General features: G+C 58.3%; 16 protein-coding genes. 11 read left to right on the top strand and 5 right to left on the bottom strand.

From position 1 onward, the window contains the following. Nucleotides 1-7 precede the first annotated feature (7 nt). On the top strand, nucleotides 8-1,174 hold the full coding sequence (locus AAFH99_RS00300; RefSeq protein ID WP_406828340.1) for an imelysin family protein: 1,167 nt from the start codon (nucleotides 8-10) through the stop codon (nucleotides 1,172-1,174). A gap of 86 nt (nucleotides 1,175-1,260) precedes the next feature. On the opposite strand, the gene AAFH99_RS00295 is transcribed toward AAFH99_RS00300, so the two are convergent. The 5 genes from AAFH99_RS00295 to AAFH99_RS00275 form a co-directional block, all read right to left on the bottom strand. After that, nucleotides 1,261-1,794 (bottom strand): DUF882 domain-containing protein, encoded by a 534-nt coding sequence (locus tag AAFH99_RS00295; RefSeq protein ID WP_043319465.1) that lies wholly within the window; start codon nucleotides 1,792-1,794, stop codon nucleotides 1,261-1,263. Nucleotides 1,795-2,294: 500 nt separating this feature from the next. Then, entirely contained in the window at nucleotides 2,295-3,671 is a 1,377-nt protein-coding gene (locus AAFH99_RS00290; protein WP_081848073.1) for a murein L,D-transpeptidase, read from the bottom strand. 15 nt (nucleotides 3,672-3,686) lie between these two features. After that, nucleotides 3,687-5,006 (bottom strand): murein L,D-transpeptidase, encoded by a 1,320-nt coding sequence (locus tag AAFH99_RS00285; RefSeq protein WP_043319463.1) that lies wholly within the window; start codon nucleotides 5,004-5,006, stop codon nucleotides 3,687-3,689. A 309-nt stretch (nucleotides 5,007-5,315) separates the two neighbouring features. Next, nucleotides 5,316-7,310, bottom strand: coding sequence for a L,D-transpeptidase family protein (locus tag AAFH99_RS00280; protein ID WP_406828339.1), 1,995 nt, complete (start codon nucleotides 7,308-7,310; stop codon nucleotides 5,316-5,318). A 386-nt stretch (nucleotides 7,311-7,696) separates the two neighbouring features. Continuing rightward, the gene (locus AAFH99_RS00275; protein WP_406828338.1) at nucleotides 7,697-8,530 is read right to left on the bottom strand and encodes an NRDE family protein; all 834 of its coding nucleotides are present in this window, start codon (nucleotides 8,528-8,530) and stop codon (nucleotides 7,697-7,699) included. A 67-nt stretch (nucleotides 8,531-8,597) separates the two neighbouring features. Between AAFH99_RS00275 and lgt the strand changes: the two genes are divergently transcribed. The 10 genes from lgt to AAFH99_RS00225 all read left to right on the top strand — a co-directional run bounded on the left by lgt (nucleotide 8,598) and on the right by AAFH99_RS00225 (nucleotide 17,279). Beyond that, the gene (gene lgt / locus AAFH99_RS00270) at nucleotides 8,598-9,476 is read left to right on the top strand and encodes a prolipoprotein diacylglyceryl transferase (protein ID WP_043320439.1); all 879 of its coding nucleotides are present in this window, start codon (nucleotides 8,598-8,600) and stop codon (nucleotides 9,474-9,476) included. A 58-nt stretch (nucleotides 9,477-9,534) separates the two neighbouring features. Further along, nucleotides 9,535-10,368: a thymidylate synthase gene (locus AAFH99_RS00265; protein ID WP_043319457.1), complete on the top strand. Its 834-nt coding sequence runs from the start codon at nucleotides 9,535-9,537 to the stop codon at nucleotides 10,366-10,368. Next, nucleotides 10,368-10,886: a dihydrofolate reductase gene (locus AAFH99_RS00260; protein ID WP_043319455.1), complete on the top strand. Its 519-nt coding sequence runs from the start codon at nucleotides 10,368-10,370 to the stop codon at nucleotides 10,884-10,886. Before AAFH99_RS00265 ends, AAFH99_RS00260 begins: the two co-directional genes overlap by 1 nt. A 272-nt stretch (nucleotides 10,887-11,158) precedes the next feature. Then, nucleotides 11,159-11,941 (top strand): DUF3450 domain-containing protein, encoded by a 783-nt coding sequence (locus AAFH99_RS00255; RefSeq protein WP_043319453.1) that lies wholly within the window; start codon nucleotides 11,159-11,161, stop codon nucleotides 11,939-11,941. Then, nucleotides 11,938-13,308, top strand: a complete 1,371-nt coding sequence (locus AAFH99_RS00250; RefSeq protein WP_043319452.1) for a MotA/TolQ/ExbB proton channel family protein — start codon at nucleotides 11,938-11,940, stop codon at nucleotides 13,306-13,308. The genes AAFH99_RS00255 and AAFH99_RS00250 overlap by 4 nt, the downstream gene beginning before the upstream one ends. A 14-nt stretch (nucleotides 13,309-13,322) precedes the next feature. After that, nucleotides 13,323-13,850: a MotA/TolQ/ExbB proton channel family protein gene (locus AAFH99_RS00245; protein ID WP_043319451.1), complete on the top strand. Its 528-nt coding sequence runs from the start codon at nucleotides 13,323-13,325 to the stop codon at nucleotides 13,848-13,850. Nucleotides 13,851-14,004: 154 nt separating this feature from the next. Then, nucleotides 14,005-14,406 carry a biopolymer transporter ExbD gene (locus tag AAFH99_RS00240; RefSeq protein WP_043319449.1) on the top strand — a complete coding sequence of 134 codons (402 nt, stop codon included), beginning with the start codon at nucleotides 14,005-14,007 and terminating at the stop codon, nucleotides 14,404-14,406. Between the two features lie 5 nt (nucleotides 14,407-14,411). After that, on the top strand, nucleotides 14,412-15,032 hold the full coding sequence (locus AAFH99_RS00235) for an energy transducer TonB (RefSeq protein ID WP_043319447.1): 621 nt from the start codon (nucleotides 14,412-14,414) through the stop codon (nucleotides 15,030-15,032). A gap of 14 nt (nucleotides 15,033-15,046) precedes the next feature. Next, entirely contained in the window at nucleotides 15,047-16,384 is a 1,338-nt protein-coding gene (locus AAFH99_RS00230) for a lipopolysaccharide assembly protein LapB (RefSeq protein WP_043319445.1), read from the top strand. Nucleotides 16,385-16,709: 325 nt separating this feature from the next. Further along, a complete protein-coding gene (locus AAFH99_RS00225; RefSeq protein ID WP_406828337.1) occupies nucleotides 16,710-17,279 on the top strand; it encodes a TonB family protein in 570 nt (189 codons plus the stop codon). Nucleotides 17,280-17,300 lie beyond the last annotated feature (21 nt).

Here is a 17,300-nt window from a genome sequence, read left to right as displayed (position 1 = left end):
CCGCAGCATGTCTCTGGTGCTCATGCTCAGCGGTTTTCTGGTGCTGGGTAGCGGGTGTGAGCGCAAGCCCACGCCCACCAGTGAAGAGGTGGAAACGGTGCCCGTACCTGCCCAGGCAGTGAATGAGGCGGCGGCCGAAGCTTATTCTGCCGAGTACTGGCAGGCGGGTCAGGCGCAGATTATCGATGCCCAGGCCGCGGCTCAGGCCCTGGAGCGGGCGGTGGCGCAGCTTTTGATGGCTCCCACCGAGGATCATCTGGAGTCTGCCAAGCTGGCCTGGCTGGATGCGCATCGGGAGTTTTCCGCGTCGATGCCATTTATCGAGGTGGCCTTTGCGCCGGCGGAGTTGCAGCAGCAGGGCAAGGATCTGTTGCTCGCCTTGAACAGCTGGCCGGTGCAGGCTGGATATCTGGATACGGTACCGGGTTACTCCACCAGCGGCATTGTCAACGATACGGCCATCGAACTGACCCTGACCAATCTGCGCAAGCAGCACCGGCTTACCGCCCACGAGGAGGCGAGTACCGGCTTTCACGCCCTGGAAATTATGCTATGGGGCCCTACCAGTGAACGCTCCGCGGAGCAGTTCAGCGAGTCTAGCGGCGGTGAAGAGCCGAAGGCTCAGGCTTCCAACCGGCGTCGGGAACTGACGCGCCTTATTACCCAGGGGATCAGCGAAGACATGGCGCAGCTGGCCAATCGCTGGCCGGTGACCGCCAATGATCTGTCGCAGTCCTACCTGGCGCGAGACCCGGTGGCGCGGCTGCAGCGAATCCGCGCGGCACATATCGATCTGCTGCGCAATCAGGTGCTGCCGCGGATTCCCGAGAGCTCCGAGAGTGATGTGGAGAGCGGGTTGGCGGCAAATTCCAAACAGGCACTGCTGGCAATGTTGCGCAATGTGCAGGTGGCATGGTTGCCCGGCGAGGGCAGTGGGCTGGCGGATTTGCTGCTGGATCGCCATCAGACTGCGGCTCTAGCGGAAACCTTCGGTCTACTGGAAGAGCGTCTGTTGAAGATGGAGGACCCCATTGAACTGGCAGCGCCGGCCGAGCTGCAACGCAGCCGGCAGCAGGTCGAAAAGCTGCTGGGACTGATCTCCGGTGACACCAAAGTGCCCGCCCGGGAAGAGGAGATGACACCGGTGAGCGTAACCATTCCAGCGGCGGAATAAACTACTCCGCGGATACAGAAAACCCAGGCATTGCCTGGGTTTTCTGGTTTATGGCCAACCTGTTTACCGGTCGGGATCGCTGCGGATTACCAGCGGCGTACCGGGCCAGTGTCCACGTGTACGAAGTTACTCTTCGGATAGTAACCCACACCACCGGCCTTCAGATTGATGGCCGCCTGGCGCAGCTTGGACAGTGATACACCCGGCATGCGGATGTCCAGTGCCATACCACGGGTGTGGTAGCTGCGGCGTGCCACACCGCGACCCGCGGCGCGGAGCTTGGCGTTGGTCTTGGGCGAGCGGTATCCGGAGATAATCTCGATCTCGCCGTTGTAGTTCAGTTTTTCCTTGAGCTTGTACACGATGTCGAACAGTTTCGGGTCCATGCGTGTTACCTCATTGGCGCGGTGGTCGCGCAGCAGTCGGTTGAACTGCTTGAGGCCGCTGCTATCGTAGTCGCCATCCGCCCAGTAGGCGGTGTTCAGGCGTTCACCGGTGTGCAGGTTACGCATTTTCAGATTGCGCGACTTGCCCACTTTTGCCATAGCGGGGCCGGCCGAAACCGCCGCCGCGGTAGCTGCAGAAACTGCTAAAAACCTGCGTCTGGAAAGTTCTTTCATACCCTGTTACCGCCTTTGGTGTCTGAGTGAGTTGTGCCCTTAGGGGGCCTCTAGTCTTCGAGTTGCTTCCGGTGCCTCTCGCGATGTCTGCACTGTATAAAAAATAATCTTTGGTTACAAACCGATCAGCTCTGATAACAAATTGATCAAAAAATAACCTGGATATTTTTTTCTAATGCTCTAGGCCGCTCGAATTTATTTTGCCTACAGGGTCCAGTTATGTTCCGAAAATGTGGTGACAGCGTTGTCATAAGTGGGAAATTATTTTTCTGTGACTCGGTGGTTTCGGGTACAGGGTTTTCCGTTGGCAGAAGAACACCTATCCGACGCCGCGCGTCGAAAGTCAGCAGTCAGGGTGATATCGGGGCGGGAAACGGGGTTTTCACCACCCGTTCCTGACGCGGGCCGGGTGACTACCAAAAGGCCTATAGCGCGGCGGGGAGGCACATTGGCCTCCCCGCAAACGCTGACTGACTGAGAGTTTCGGGTGCTGGTGTGGTTCAGTGATCCCGGTGATAGATGTCCGGGCGAAACTGGATCTGTCCCAGGGTATCGACCCAGGCGGTGAGATAGGCGATGAACAGCCGTGGCGGCTTGTCCACCTTAATGGTGACGGATTCGTCACCGGTGGTTGCCTGGGCAACCCGGGTCCGGTCCCAGCCCTGTTGGCCGAGCAGTGCATAGGCGAGTTCTTCCGGTTGCTGCAGGCGGATGCAGCCGTGGCTGAAGGCTCTGTGGCGCAGCTCAAACAGACTCTGGGCCTGGGTGTCGTGCAGGAAGATCGCCTGTTTGTTGGGGATCACGAACTTCACCCGCCCGAGGGTATTGCCGGGGCCGGCGATCTGGCGCAGGGTGGCCTTGCCGCGGGCGGCGCTCTCCAGGCTTTTCTCATTGATGGGGGTGGTGGTATTGGTGCCGTACTTCACCACCCGGTAGCCGCGCTTGTGCATGGCCTCGGGGAAGTTGCGTGCTTTCGGCAGCAGGTCCGTGAGCAGGATACTGCGGGGCACCGTCCAGGTGGGGTTGAACACCACGGAGACCACTTTGGTGGTCAGGTCCGGGGTGCGTTTACTGCTCTTGCCCACCACCGTTTTCATCGACAGTACCACGCGCTTCTGGTCGATCAGCTGTAGCTGGTAGTCGGGCACATTCACCAGGATGTAGCGGTCGCCGGGGTTCGCTGGCAGCTTCTCCCAGCGCTCCGCATTGATTTCCAGTTTGTCGGCCAGCTCACGGGGGGAGCGTGCGAGCGCATTCATCGTGGCGGTATCCACGCGGCCTGTGGCCTCCATACCGTGACGTCGCTGGTAGGACTCCACCGCTCGCTGAAGCCCGGCGTCATAGCGATCCGACACATCACTCTCCACAATGACCGGTCCGAGCGCGCCGCGATAGTCGCCGTACTGGCTCAGAATCTTGCGCAGTTGGGCAACCCTTGGGCCCTGGTCGCCCGGTCGCAGCGGGGCACCCTCGTCGATCGGTTGCCACTGGTCAGCAAGCTGGCGGTAGCGGGCGGCCTGCTCGCGCAGGGCAGCAGCCGTCGCGGTGAAGTCTATGGCTCTCTGTGCATCGTCGTGCCCGCGATCGGCTCTCTGTTGCGGTGCGAGAGTATGATCGCCACTTGCGTCACTCTCTGCGTGATTACTTGTGTCGCTACCTGCCCCCGCAGTCGAAGGTGTGTTTTGTGCGGGTTGCTGTTCGGTACTTAATCCCTGAATGGGCAGAATGGGTGCCGACTCTTCTTCGCTCTGCGCGGCGGCATAGAGGGGCAGTAGGGCGCAAAAGCCCACTACCGCCAGGGTGTGGCGAGGTGGTGCTGCGCAGCGTCGCTGCGCACTTTTCGGTTTTGTGTGGTCGATGTATTTGTCTTTACGCATGGCTACCCCCGGGTGTCATTCGGCCGCTTGTTGGTCGCGCTGGTATATATCGGGCCGGAAATTCAGCTCTCCCTCCTCGTCGACCCAAGCGGTCCAGTACACGATGTGCACTGGAATAGGCTGGTCCAGGGCGACGGAACGGGTACGGCTACCGGTGGTGTAACGGGCCAGGCGGTCGTGGTCCCATTTTCCGGGGCGGCCTTGCTGAGCGAGAACAATGCGTGCCAGCTCATCGGGTTTTTCCAGGCGTACGCAACCGTGGCTGAAGGCGCGCTGGCTGCGTCCGAACAGATTTTTTTTCTGCGTATCGTGGAGAAAGATGGCCTGTTGATTGGGGATCACAAACTTGAATCGGCCCAGAGCATTCCCCGCTCCACCACGCTGCTGTAGTGCCACACTGCCGAGGCGCAGGGCACGCAGGTTGGCGCCACTGAAGGGCACCGATTTGCCGCGGTTATTGACCAGCCGATAGCCGCCGGCGGACAGGTTGCCTGAGCCTTTCGGCAACAACTCGCGTACAGCGATATTGCGCGGCACTGTCCAGGTTGGATTGAACACCACCCGGGTCAGGCGTGTGCTCAGTTGAGGCGTCTGGGCATCGGTTTTTCCGACCACTACGCGCATGCGATATTGCTCTTTCTCCCCGTCCACCAGCCGCAGGGTGTACTCGGGAATATTGACCAGAAGATAACGGGGGCCCAGGTCTTTGGGCATCTGTTGCCAGCGCGCCAGGTTGGCCTGCAGAGTGGTCAGGCGCTTGGCGGGTGGGGTATTGAGTGCATTGCGGGTATGGGTGTTGACGATGCCGTCGGCGCGCAGGCCGTGACGACGCTGAAAGCGCTCCACAGCCTTGCGAACCTGTTGATCGTAGAGGTCGGCCGGATTCTTGCTTGCGGGTATCTTGTCGCCTCCGTTAGCGGGCGCGCCCTGGAGGCTGGCTTTGGCCATATCATCCACCAGTGCCAGGTCTCCATACTGCATCAGCAGGCTGCGCAGCACTCTGACCCGCTCGTCGCGCATACCCGGCGCCAGGGCCTGACCTGCGGGCAGTGGTTGCCAGTCATCCCCCTGGCTTAGTACCTGGTAGCGCGCGAGCTCTTCGCGCATCAGGGCATACTGCCGCCCATAGGGGGTGTAGGGGCTATAGGATGCCAAGGTGGTTGTGGCGTCACTTTTCGCGGGTGGCTGCTTCCCCTGATCGGTTTCGATTTGCGGTGACCCCGCGGGCTGTTCCTGTGCCGTATTTTTCTCATCATTCATTGCCAGTGTGTCGAGGGAGAGTGACAGAACCATCGCCGCTCCAAGACTGACTGGAAATCCCAACTTGCTACCCATCGCTGACCCCTGTCGCTATCGGGGCAAAGTGCTCAGCCCCGTAAACCACTCAATCATCCGCACGCACCAGTGTGCGCAGTGTCTTAATTGGTAATTTGTGACTGGATTGGCGCCAAATACGATTGGGGTATGCGCTTGCGGGTTGTCGGGTTGATTCGGAATATGCCCTGTCTGCGGGGGCTGGGGACCGGAAATGGGGGTGGGGTAAAGAGTGCCGGGTGGAGGACCACCCGGCGAAGCCGTGGGCAGTGAGAGAAGTTCGGGGGAGGGCGGTGCCGGTTGTGGCACCGCCCGCGGCTGGCTGTGGAGCTAGAACTGGTTGGCGGCGAGGCCGTCTTTACCGTAGATATCCGGGCGGAAGTTCATGCGTCCTTCGCCGTCGACCCAGGCTGTCCAGTAAGTCAGGTATACCTTGACGTTTTTGCTCATGCGCACCTCGGTGGTGTCGTCACCGGTGGTGAGCTGTTCAATACGGAAGCGGCTCCAGTCACCGGGCTCGTCCCGCAGCAGTACTTCGGCCAGCTGGCGGGGCTTCTCCAGGCGCACACAGCCGTGGCTGTAGTCCCTGTCGGTGAGGCTGAACAGACTCTTGGCCCGGGTGTCGTGCAGATAGATCTCATCCGAGTTGGGGATTTCGAACTTCACCCGCCCGAGGATGTTCTGCTCGCCGCCTTTCTGGCGCATCAGGAAGCCACCGGCCGCCGCGCGCTTCAGGTTCTGGCTGTTCAGGGGCAGATACTCGCCGCTGCCGTTGACCACCCGGTAACCCAGATTTTCCATGCCGTGGGGGTTGGCGCGGGCCTTGGGCAGAATCTCGTTTACCAGAATGCTGCGAGGTACTGTCCAGGTGGGATTGAACACCACGCGGGCCACCCGGGTATTGATCTCGGGGGTCTGGTGAACCTTTTTGCCCACCACCACGTTCATGGAAAGCTTGATGCGATCGTGTTCCACATAGTTGAGGCTATATCCGGGAATATTCACCTGAATGAAGCGGTCCCCCAGGTTGGCCGGCAGTTTTTCCCGGCGGCGGATATTGGTCTCGATAATATGCGCACGGGCGGATGGGGAGATGTTCATGCGCTGACGGGTTTGCTTGCCGACGATGCCATCGGGTTTTAATCCGTGGCGTCGCTGGAAGCGCACTACCGCATCGTGCAGGCGCTGGTCAAAGCGGTTGCTGTTGGCCTCACCGCCGTAGCTGTAGTAGTCACCATAGACCGTCAGCAGGTTGCGCAGATGCGCCACATTGGGGTGCTTGGCTCCCAGCGTCATGGCGGGCCCCGCGGGCAGTGGGCGCCACTGGCCGGAAGCGGCCATGTTGCGATAGCGGACCAGCTGCTCGCGCAGGGCCTGGGCATCGCTGCCGAAGGGCGTGTTCTCCTCAATGTACATGCCCTCGCCATGAGACGGAGTCAGACCTGATCCCTCCTCGGACAGGTTGCGAAAGCGCGGCATGACGCGGGGGTAGGACTGTGGATAGCTGCGGGTCGAGTAGCGCGCGCTGTGGCTGGTGCCATAGCGGGAACCGCTACTGTACACCCGGCCCTGCTGGCCTTGAGAGGAGCGCTGGGTATAGTAGCGAGAGCGGTCTACGGACTGGGAGCCGCGATTGTAGCCGCGGAAATACTGGCGACCGCTGGTGCCGCTGTAATCATTGGCTGCAAGCTGCAGGCCTTCGAAGAGCTCGGCAGTATCGCCGAAGTCATCGGAGATCCGTGCACTGGCCATCTGAAACCCGCCCTCGGTCAGGTTCACCGGGGTGATGTCTTTCTTGCGCATACGCAGGCGCGGCTGTTGTCTGGGGGCCTGGGGGCGCAGCTTATCCAGCTGGGTGTCCTGGGCGTAGGAGATAAATGCATCGGTCAGCAACACGTCGAGTACCGCTGCCATCTGCAGGCGTTGCGGAGTGTCGCGCAGTGTGCGGTCGAAGTACCCGAGGTGGTAGCGGTAGTCCACCATGCTGCTCGGATTTCCGGAGCTCGACGCGGTGAGCTGCTTGAGCAGATCGTTCGCGGTGTCGCTCAGGCTGTAGTTATCGAACCACAGCAACCGGTAGTCCGTGCGGCGATAGATACGGCGCACCGCCACCGGGTTGAAGATGGGGTCCTGAGCGGGCCAGGCGTCAGGGTTGTCCTCCAGCCAGTTCACCAGGTGTGGGCGCACGGCATTCTCCGGCAGAACCGGGACCGTTTTCTGATTGGCAGTGAAAGCGTAATAGAGGGCGAACACGCACAGACTGCCGAGAAAGATCAGCGGCAGCGGTGATTTGCGTTTGCGACGCTCTGGAATGAAATATGACATGGTACCTCAGCGATACTGCAGGGCGCCGGTTTACAGTGCGGAAGCCGGGGCCCGATCGTTCATACCTTCCCAACCATCGGCGCACCTATCCACATCAATCGCCGGAAAAAAATTCCAGCGACGGCGCACCTTAGCCGAGCATCCCGCGCGACCTTCCTTTTATAAAAGCGGGCACTGAGCACGTCGCCTTGCGCGTATCTCAACATCCGCCTGCCTGTGAATTTAAGTATGGCAACAAATGCGAAATTTGCTTGGCGCTGGAATCATTTAACTCTAGGAAGTTGGCGCATCTGGCCTTTGCGCCCGGCGGGTGGTTCAGAACGCAGGGGGATGGGCGCCAGTGTGGCGTGTTGAGCAACTGACGACCGGCGCTAAGGGAGTAGCGCTCAGCCGGCGGGCAGCTGGAAATACTGCGGCGGACCGCTGACCAGTCCGTCCGTGTAGCCCTGTTCCCAGAATTGCGCGCCGCCATCAGCATCGACCGCCACCAGTGAGCTTAGCCGGGTGCCGTAGCCTGCAGAAAGTGGGCTGTCGGGCATCGCATCGTCCGCAGTGATACGCACGAATATAGGGGACAGCGCGCTTTCCAGCGCCTCGCCCACACCGGTATCGGGCAGCTGTTCCGTGGCTGCCCGTCTGTGATCGGCGAGCAGCTTCAGGGCTGGAGTGACGAAATTATCCTGTCCGAGTGAGTCGGGCAGAGTTGCGGCTAACTCGGCCAGTGCCCGGCATCCGTGGGTGACCTTGGGCCAGGGGGCATCCGGCGCTCCGTTTGAGATACCGTGCACCCCCGCTGTAATGGCGAATGGCTGATGGCGATTGCCGGCGCAGACCAGTGATGCTGCCGCCCCACCGGCGAGGAGTCGGGCATCAAACAAGAGCGCATTGAAGCCGCGATAACGCTGACCGGCCAGCCCCTTTGCGAACGCCGCGGGAGACTCCTCTCCTTCGAGAAAACGCACCGGAATCTCGCCGCGAGACAGCGCGCCCTCAGGTTCCGGTACCTGTGGCTCGCGGATATTGGTGACCGCGGCCACCCGCCCGCCCGGGGTAATCCCCAGCCAGGTGCCTCCAGCCTGAAGGTCCCGCCCCGCGGTAATCGGACTGTTCGGCCATGGGTGGGCAGGCTCCGTGGGGCGCGCGTAAAACTCATCCCGATTCGCCAGAAGCAGCAGTGGAAACTTGGGGTGTTGCCGGTAGGCAATCAACAGCAGGCACATGTCAGCTCGCAATCGTCATTTTGTCAGTGCCATAATAACGCCCAATTTTACCAACCGCGGTTTCAGTATGCTGACGTACCCCGAGATCGATCCCGTTGCGGTGGCCATTGGGCCGCTCAAGATTCACTGGTATGGCCTGATGTACCTGGCCGGATTTGCCGCCGCCTGGTGGCTGGCGATGCGGCGCGCGCAGAAGCCCTGGTCGCCGGTGATCAAGTCGGAAGTCGAGGACCTGATCCTGTTCTGTGCCATCGGCGTGGTGGTGGGCGGTCGCCTCGGGTATATGTTCTTTTATAACTTCAGTGAATTGCTGGCCCATCCGCTGAGCCTGTTCAAGGTGTGGGAAGGGGGCATGAGTTTCCATGGCGGTCTGATCGGCGTGATGCTGGCGGCCACCATCTACGCGCGCAAGATCGGCACAACTTTCCCCGCTCTGATCGACTTTGTCGCACCCCTCGTTCCCATTGGCCTCGGTCTGGGTCGTATCGGTAACTTTATCGGCCAGGAGCTGTGGGGTCGCGAGACCGACGGTCCATGGGGCATGGTATTCCCCCGCGACCCGGAGCTTCTGGTGCGTCACCCATCCCAGCTCTATCAGGCCTTCCTCGAGGGTCTGGTACTGTTTGTGGTGCTGTGGATCTACTCCAGCAAGCCGCGCCCGCGTCTGGCGGTCGGTGGCCTGTTTGTTCTTTTATACGGTATCTTCCGCTTCCTGGTGGAGTTCGTCCGCCAGCCGGATGTAGGCGTCGAAGTCATGTTTGGATGGATGACCCGTGGCCAGTTGCTGTGCCTGCCGATGATCGTCGGTGGCATCCTGCTCCTGATCTGGAGCTACCGTACCCAACCCTTGCCGGAGGGGCGCAGTCAGGGTGAAGACCCTGAGCCCGAGGCGAAACCCAAAGCCAGCAAAAGCACCGGCAAACTGAAAAAGAGCGCGGCCAAGTAACGGCCCGCGCGCCCCCGAATTCAAGACGGTTTATACCTGCGTTCAAGACTGTATATAGATGAAGCAATACCTCGATTTGATGCGCCACGTGCGCGACAACGGCACTTTGAAAAGCGACCGTACCGGTACCGGCACCCGCAGTGTGTTCGGCTACCAGATGCGTTTTGACCTTGCCGAAGGCTTCCCGCTGATTACCACCAAGAAGTGCCATCTGCGCTCCATCATCCACGAGCTGCTGTGGTTCCTGCAGGGCGACACCAATATCGCCTATCTGAAGGAAAACGGTGTACGCATCTGGGACGAATGGGCAACAGAAGAGGGTGACCTTGGGCCTGTCTACGGTTATCAATGGCGCTCCTGGCCTACCGCCGATGGCCGTCATATTGACCAGATCAAAGAGCTGGTTCACCAGCTCAAGACCCGTCCGGATTCCCGCCGTCTGATTGTCAGCGCCTGGAATCCCTCGGACCTGCCGGATGAAGGCGTGTCACCCAGTGAGAATGCGCGGGCGGGCAAAATGGCTCTGGCACCGTGCCATGCGCTGTTTCAGTTTTACGTGGCGGACGGCAAATTGTCCTGCCAGCTGTATCAGCGCAGCGCGGATATCTTTCTGGGGGTGCCCTTCAATATCGCCTCGTACAGTCTGCTGACCCTGATGCTGGCGCAGGTCTGCGGTCTCAAGCCCGGCGACTTTGTGCATACCTTTGGTGATGCGCACCTCTATTCCAATCATGCCGAGCAGGTGGAAGAGCAGTTATCCCGCGAGCCGCTGCCCTTGCCGCAAATGGTGCTCAACCCAGAGATCAAGGATCTGTTCGATTTCCGGTTTGAGGACTTCGAGCTCCGCGGTTACGAAGCGCATCCACATATTCCGGCTCCGGTGGCCGTGTGATGACGGCCACCCACACACCCGTCGCCATGATTGTGGCGATGGCCCGCAATCGCGCAATCGGTCGCGGTAATGCCTTGCCGTGGAAGATTTCCGGCGACCTCCAGTTCTTCAAGCGCACCACCCTCGGCAAGCCCGTGATCATGGGGCGCAAAACCTTCGAATCCATCGGGCGCCCACTGCCCGGGCGTGTGAATATCGTTGTCACCCGCAATCCGGACTGGCAGGCGGAGGGTGTCGAAGTGGTGCCATCTCTGGAAGCTGCGCTGGAATTGGCGGACCGCCGCGCGCAGGCGGAAAGGATGGATGAGTTGATGGTGATCGGTGGTGCCGAGATTTATCGACAGGCGCTACCGCTGGCCACCCGCCTGTACATCACTGAAGTGGATGCTGAAGTGGAAGGTGACGCCTTCTTCCCGAAATTCGCCGAAGACTGGAAAGAGGTGGCCCGGGACTGTTACCCGGCCTCGGAGCGGGATGAATACAACTACTGCTTAGTCCAGTACGACAGGTTTATTTAAAAACAATTTGACCAAAAAATGCTCTTTCGGGTAGGGTTGGTCAAATGTTGCACAGTGTAGATCGCCGCAATTGTGTGCATGAACCCCGCAGGTGTTACCTCGGTGTTACCGTGCTACACAGGCGGGACGGCGCAGTCAATCCGCATTTGAATAATCAAATCGGCTGTTTACAATGTGCGGCTCTTAGCTGTCTTCAAACCAAAAACTACCGCGTTGTGGCAGCTAATCCATCGCGACCATGTTGTGAAATATTGAACCCACTGGGGGGTCTAATGAAAACCAAGCGATTCATGGCTGTGGCGCTGACCACTGCGCTGTCTGCCGGCGCACTGTACGGTAGCGTAGCCACTGCGGACACACTCGACACCGTACTCAAGGTTGGTGAGCAGAAAACTGCTGCTGCCACTGCATCTCAAAAGCGCATCGACAAGATCGCTCAGGAAACCTCTGACCTGCTTCAGCAGTTCAAGGTAGTGAACAAAGAGATCGACGGTCTGCGTGTATACAACCGTCAGCTCGAAAAGCAGCTGGCTAACCAGCTGTCCGTGATCAAGGATCTCGACGAGTCCATCGATCAGGTGACCGTTATCGAGCGTCAGATCCAGCCGCTGATCCTGCGTATGCTGGATGGTCTGGAACAGTTCATCGAACTGGACGCCCCCTTCAAGCTGGCCGAGCGTAAGGCCAACCTGGAAGGTGTGAAGAACAATATGGACCGTTCCGATATCACAGTAGCGGAAAAATTCCGTCAGGTGCTGGAACTGTACAACTTCGAAGCTGAATACGCCCGTAAGATCGATACCTACGGCGACACCCTGAACGTAAACGGTCAGGATCGCGAAGTAAGCGTTCTGCAAATTGGTCGTATCGCGCTGGTTGCTCAGACCACCGACTCCAAAATCTCCCTGGCCTATGACAAAGAGCAGAAAGCCTGGGTTGAGATCGACTCCGGCGAATTCCGCCGCGCCATCATGCAGGGCCTGAAAATCGCCAAGAAACAGGCTACTACCGACATCATGACTATGCCGATCCCGGCTCCGGAGGCTGCGCAATGAAATCCTCTATCGCCAAAAGCGTTCTGGCCGTAGCGGCTGCTGGTCTGATCAGCGTTTCTGCTGTTGCCCAGGACAAAGCATCTTCCCTGGACCAGCTGCTGAAGATGGTTCAGAGCTCCAAAATCTCCGAGTCCGCCGAGCACAAAAAGCGCGAAGCTGACTTCCGTCGTCAAAAAGCCAACCAGGCTTCTCTGCTGAGTCAGGCAGAAAACACCCGTACCTCTGAAGAAGCCCGTTCCGCCGCCCTGGAGAAGAAGTACGAAGAGCAGGAACTGCTGGTTCAACAGAAGCGTCAGCAGCTGGACGAGCGCCTCGGCTCTCTGAAAGAACTGTTCGGCCACCTGACCTCCACCGCTGGTGACCTGCGCGCGAACCTCCAGACCTCTCTGGTTTCCGCTCAGTACCCGGGCCGCGCCGAGTTCCTCGATCAGCTGATCGACAAAATGAACTCTGCTACCAAACTGCCGACCATCCAGGAAATCGAGCGTCTGTGGTACGAGCTGCAGCGTGAGACTGTGGAATCCGGTAAGGTTGTGAAGTTCAACACCACTGTAATTCTGCCGGACGGTGAACAGGCTGAGCAGGAAGTTGTACGTGTTGGTAACTTCAACATCGTTTCCGATGGCAAGTACCTGGAAATGAACGACAACCAGAAGCTGGCCGAGCTTATTCGTCAGCCGGATGGCAAGTACCTGAGCATGGCTGCCGATCTGCAGTCTGCTACCAGCGGCTTCTCTCCGTTTGGTGTTGACCCCACTGGCCCGAGCGGCGGTTCTTACCTGAAAGCCATGATCGCGAGCCCGAGCATCGTTGAGCGCTGGCATCAGGGTGGCATCGTGGGCTACATCATCACCGGTGTTGGTGTGGTTGCGGTTCTGCTGGCCATCTGGCGTCTGCTGGTTCTGTCTGGTGTTAACGCCAAAGTGAACTCTCAGCTGCGTTCCTCTACTCCGAACACCAACAACCCGCTGGGTCGTGTTCTGGCAGTAGCCGAAGAGAACAAGGGTGTCGACGGCGAGACTCTGGAACTGAAGATGGAAGAAGCGGTGCTGAAAGAGCGTCCGGCCATCGAATCCGGTCTGAACCTGCTGAAGATCATCGCCATGGTAGCCCCGCTGCTGGGCCTGCTGGGTACCGTTACCGGTATGATCATCACCTTCCAGGCGATCACCATCTTCGGCGCGGGCGATCCTAAAGCAATGGCTGGCGGTATCTCCTCTGCACTGGTTACCACCGTTCTGGGTCTGTGTGTGGCTATCCCGACTGTACTGCTGCACACCATCGTGAACGGCCGTGCCAAGCGCATCCTGCACATCCTGGACGAACAGAGTGCCGGTATCGTTGCAGAAAACGCTGAGCGTAAATAAGAGGAGGCGGCAACATGCACGCATTAAATGACGCATGGGCCGCCGTCAACGCCTTTATGGCGTCGGGCGGGCCAGTACTACTCCTGATCGCCGGCCTGACCTTCTTTATGTGGACGCTGATTTTCGAGCGGTTCTTTTACTTCAAAGGTGGCCTGAAGAGTGATGTTCAGGGCGCTGTGGACACCTGGGAAGCGCGCCCCGAGCGCAAATCCTGGGGTGCCCACCAGATCCGCTACGCGCTGATTTCCCGGGTATCCGAGAAAATCGACAGCAACTTGGACATGATTCAGACCTGTGTAGCCCTGGCGCCGTTGTTCGGCCTGCTGGGTACCGTTTGGGGCATGATCAACGTGTTTGAGGTTCTCGCGATCACCGGTGGTGGTGATGCCAAGCAAATGGCCAGTGGTGTATCCATGGCGACCATCCCGACAATGGCGGGCATGGTAACCGCACTGTCTGGTGTATTTGCCAACACCTACATCACCCGTACCGCTCAGCGTGAGACCCAGCTGCTGGAAGACCATCTGACGATGGATCACTAAGGCACCACAAGTGTGCGTTGCCGGCGCAATCGACAGAGAGCGGCGGTAACCGAGAAGGTTTAGCCAACACGGAAGCTTCCACTCATCACCGCGTGTGGCGGTGGGGGCTTCAGGGCCAAATCTCGCTATTAGCATTTCGCTAGAGAGAGTTGCAATGAGCAGAAAACAGAATACGGCGGAAGAAGAAGGGCAAGCGATTGACCTCACGCCCATGCTGGACGTGGTGTTCATCATGCTGATCTTCTTCATCGTCACCGCGACCTTTATCAAGGAGCCGGGTGTCGATGTTCTGAAGCCGGAAGCGACTACCGCTGATCTCAAAGCCGCCTCTATTCTGGTAGCGATTAACGACAACAACGAAATCTGGATTGCCAAAGAGCAGGTAGATGACCGCCTGGTGAAAAACACCCTGGAGCGTCTCTACGCGGAAAACCCCAAGGGGTGGTTGGTTATTCAGCCCGATAAAAAGGCGAGTATCGAGAAGGTTGCCCTGATCGCAGACGCGGCCAGGAAGATCGGTATCGAGAAAGTGTCGGTCGCTACAGAGAAGAGTTAACAGCTATGAACCCGGTAAGACTAGTAGGGGCGGGTGCGCTGGCGGTAGCCACGACTTTTGCCCTGATCTTCACCATGCATGCGCTGATCGAGGCGAACCTGGGCGCTCCTGAAGAGGAGGAGCCAATCAAGGTTGCCGACATCGTAATGCCGGAACAGAAGATCGAAACGCAATACGATACCAGCAAACCGGATAAGCCCGATGAACCCGAGCAGCCGCCACCCGATATGCCGGAGCCGGAGTTTGACCAGCCGGACGTAGACAATGCCCTGAACATGTCTGCACCGACGGCCAACGCCGACCTGAATGTGGGTGGTATTGGTGGTTTTGCTTCCGAAGGTGACTACCTGCCTATCGTGAAGGTTCAGCCTCAGTACCCGCGCCGCGCATTGCAGCGGGGTATCGAGGGCTGGGTTGTTGTGGAATACACGGTAACCAAGAACGGTTCTGTACGTGATCCGCGTGTTGTGGAAGCCTTTACCAAAGATGGCAACCCCACCACCATCTTCAACCGCGCTGCTGTGAAGTCCGCGTTGAAGTACAAGTACAAGCCGCGGGTTGTTGACGGTGAACCGATTGAAGTACCTGGTGTAAAAACCAAGATCAGCTTCAATATGGCGCAATAAGATAGGGGACGCATATGAATATGACGACCGTGACGAAAGGCCTCTCCAGGCTCGTCCTGCGCACGTCCGTAGCGCTGCCCCTGGTCCTGGCGCCGGCAGTGAGTGTAACCGTGCTGGAGGCTGTGGGTGTTTCCACTTCTTTCGCTCAGGCGGAAGCCCAGAGCGAGCAGAAGACCCGCAAAACGCCTTCCATGCGCGAGAGTGCATTCAAGCACCTGGGTAAAGCCCAGGAAGCTGCCGATGCCCAGAACTGGCCGGCGGCCTTGGCGGCCCTGCGGGAAATGGAAGCGGGTAAAGACAAGCTGAACGGTTACGAAACCGCGCAGATGTACTACTTCTACGGCTTCGTTTACTACAGCATGGAGAAGTATCCGCAGGCGATTACCTACTACAAGAAGGTACTGGATCAGGGGGAACAGAACCTGCCGGTGGCTCTGGAGGTGGGTACGCTGTTGACCGTAGCCCAATTGTACTTCGTAACCGAAGACTACAAGCAGGCGGTCAACTACCTGAACCGCTGGTTCAAGGTGGCGGACAATATCAACGCGGACTCCTACGCCCTGCGCGCCCAGGCTTACTACCAGCTGGGTGACAACAACAAGGCACTGGCCGATATCAATCAGGCCGTGTCCATGTACGAAAAAGAAGGCAAGACCCCCAAGGAAAACTGGTTGGGCCTGCAGCGTTTCCTCTACTACGAGAAAAACGACTACAAGCAGGTGGCCAATATCCTGGAGAAGCTGGTCAAGTACTATCCGAAAGGTGAGTACTACAAGCAGCTGGCGGGTATGTACGGTGAGCTGAAGCGTGAAGACGATATGCTTCACATGATGGAAGCTGCCTACATTGCCGGTGCCCTGCAAAAAGAGAAAGAGCTGTTGAACATGGCTTATCTCTTTATGGGTGCGGAAATGCCGTACAAGGGCGCCAAGGTAATCGACAAGGGCATGAGTGAGAAGAAGATTGCCCGCAACTCCAAGAATCTGGAAACCCTGGCTCAGGCCTACCAGATGGCCCAGGAGCTGCAAAAGTCGATTCCCGAACTGGAAGCTGCTGCAAGCATGTCCGACAAGGGTGATCTTTACTCTCGTCTGGCCGGTATCTACCTGGACCTGGACAAGAACAAAGAAGCTCTGGATATGGGAAGCAAGGCACTGAAGAAGGGCGATATCAAACGCCCGGATCAGCTCTACATCGTGCTGGGTATGGCCAATGCCAATCTGAAGAAGTACGACGCTTCACTCAAGAACTTCAAGAAAGCCCTGGAAGACAAACGTTCCGAGAAGTTTGCCAAACAGTGGATCACTTTCGTAGAGGGTGAGCAGGAGCGAGAGAAACAACTGGCGATGTAATGCTTATACCGATCAGATGTTTTTCCAGAAAGAGACCGCACAATGTGCGGTCTTTTTTTTGCCTGTGAATGGTATGTGGCGTAATTTTGATCGATTAATGGGAATTATTTGCAATCTCGTTGAATTCAACTAGAACTGTAAGTAGCTGATCAGCTTTTTCCATCGCACCGATTCACCCTGTGCGTCGGTGCGTTTCAAACAACACCCAAAAATAAAAAGGAGAGGTGTTATGGAACTGGCTTATCCTCCCAATTCCTTATCAGCTTCATCGATCTTAAATTCTTCACCTTCCGGTCGACCATCGACCGCCGTGGGAAGCCTGGCGATGGCCCTGGGGGTTACCGGCCTGCTGCTATTTGGTATGTCGCAGCTGATCGCCACCGACTTTGAAGCACCACTCGTGGAGCCTCCTCCAAAAGTTGCACCGATTCATATGCCGGATGTAAAGCCTACGGTGCACCGGCAGGAGACCGTTAGTAAGCCACAGGAGTTACCGCCCCCGGTGACACCGACTACAGTTGAGCGCACCGTGGAGCCTGGTTCTATTCCACTGGATATTCGCCCTCCGGCGTCAACCCGGACCAAAGTGAATACCGCAATCATCAGCGCGGATCCACTACCCATTTACAAGCCGGCACCCCGCTACCCACGGCGTGCGATGGCCAGGGGAATAGAGGGCTACGTAGTGGTTGAATTCACCATCAGCAAGAACGGCAGTGTGAAGAATCCGCGGGTTGTGGGTGGTTACGATACCGCCGGGGCGCCGACGGATGTGTTTGATCACTCCGCGTTAAAGGCCGTTGAGCGCTTCAAGTACCGACCAACGGTGGTGGATGGTGAACCGGTTGAAAAGCACGGTGTACGCAACCGGATCTCTTACAAGCTGGCAGAGTAACGACTTCGTCAGTGCACTCCA

Source organism: Microbulbifer sp. ARAS458-1, from assembly GCF_045348205.1.
GTDB lineage: Bacteria > Pseudomonadota > Gammaproteobacteria > Pseudomonadales > Cellvibrionaceae > Microbulbifer.
This window is presented reverse-complemented; position numbering and strand designations above follow the sequence as displayed.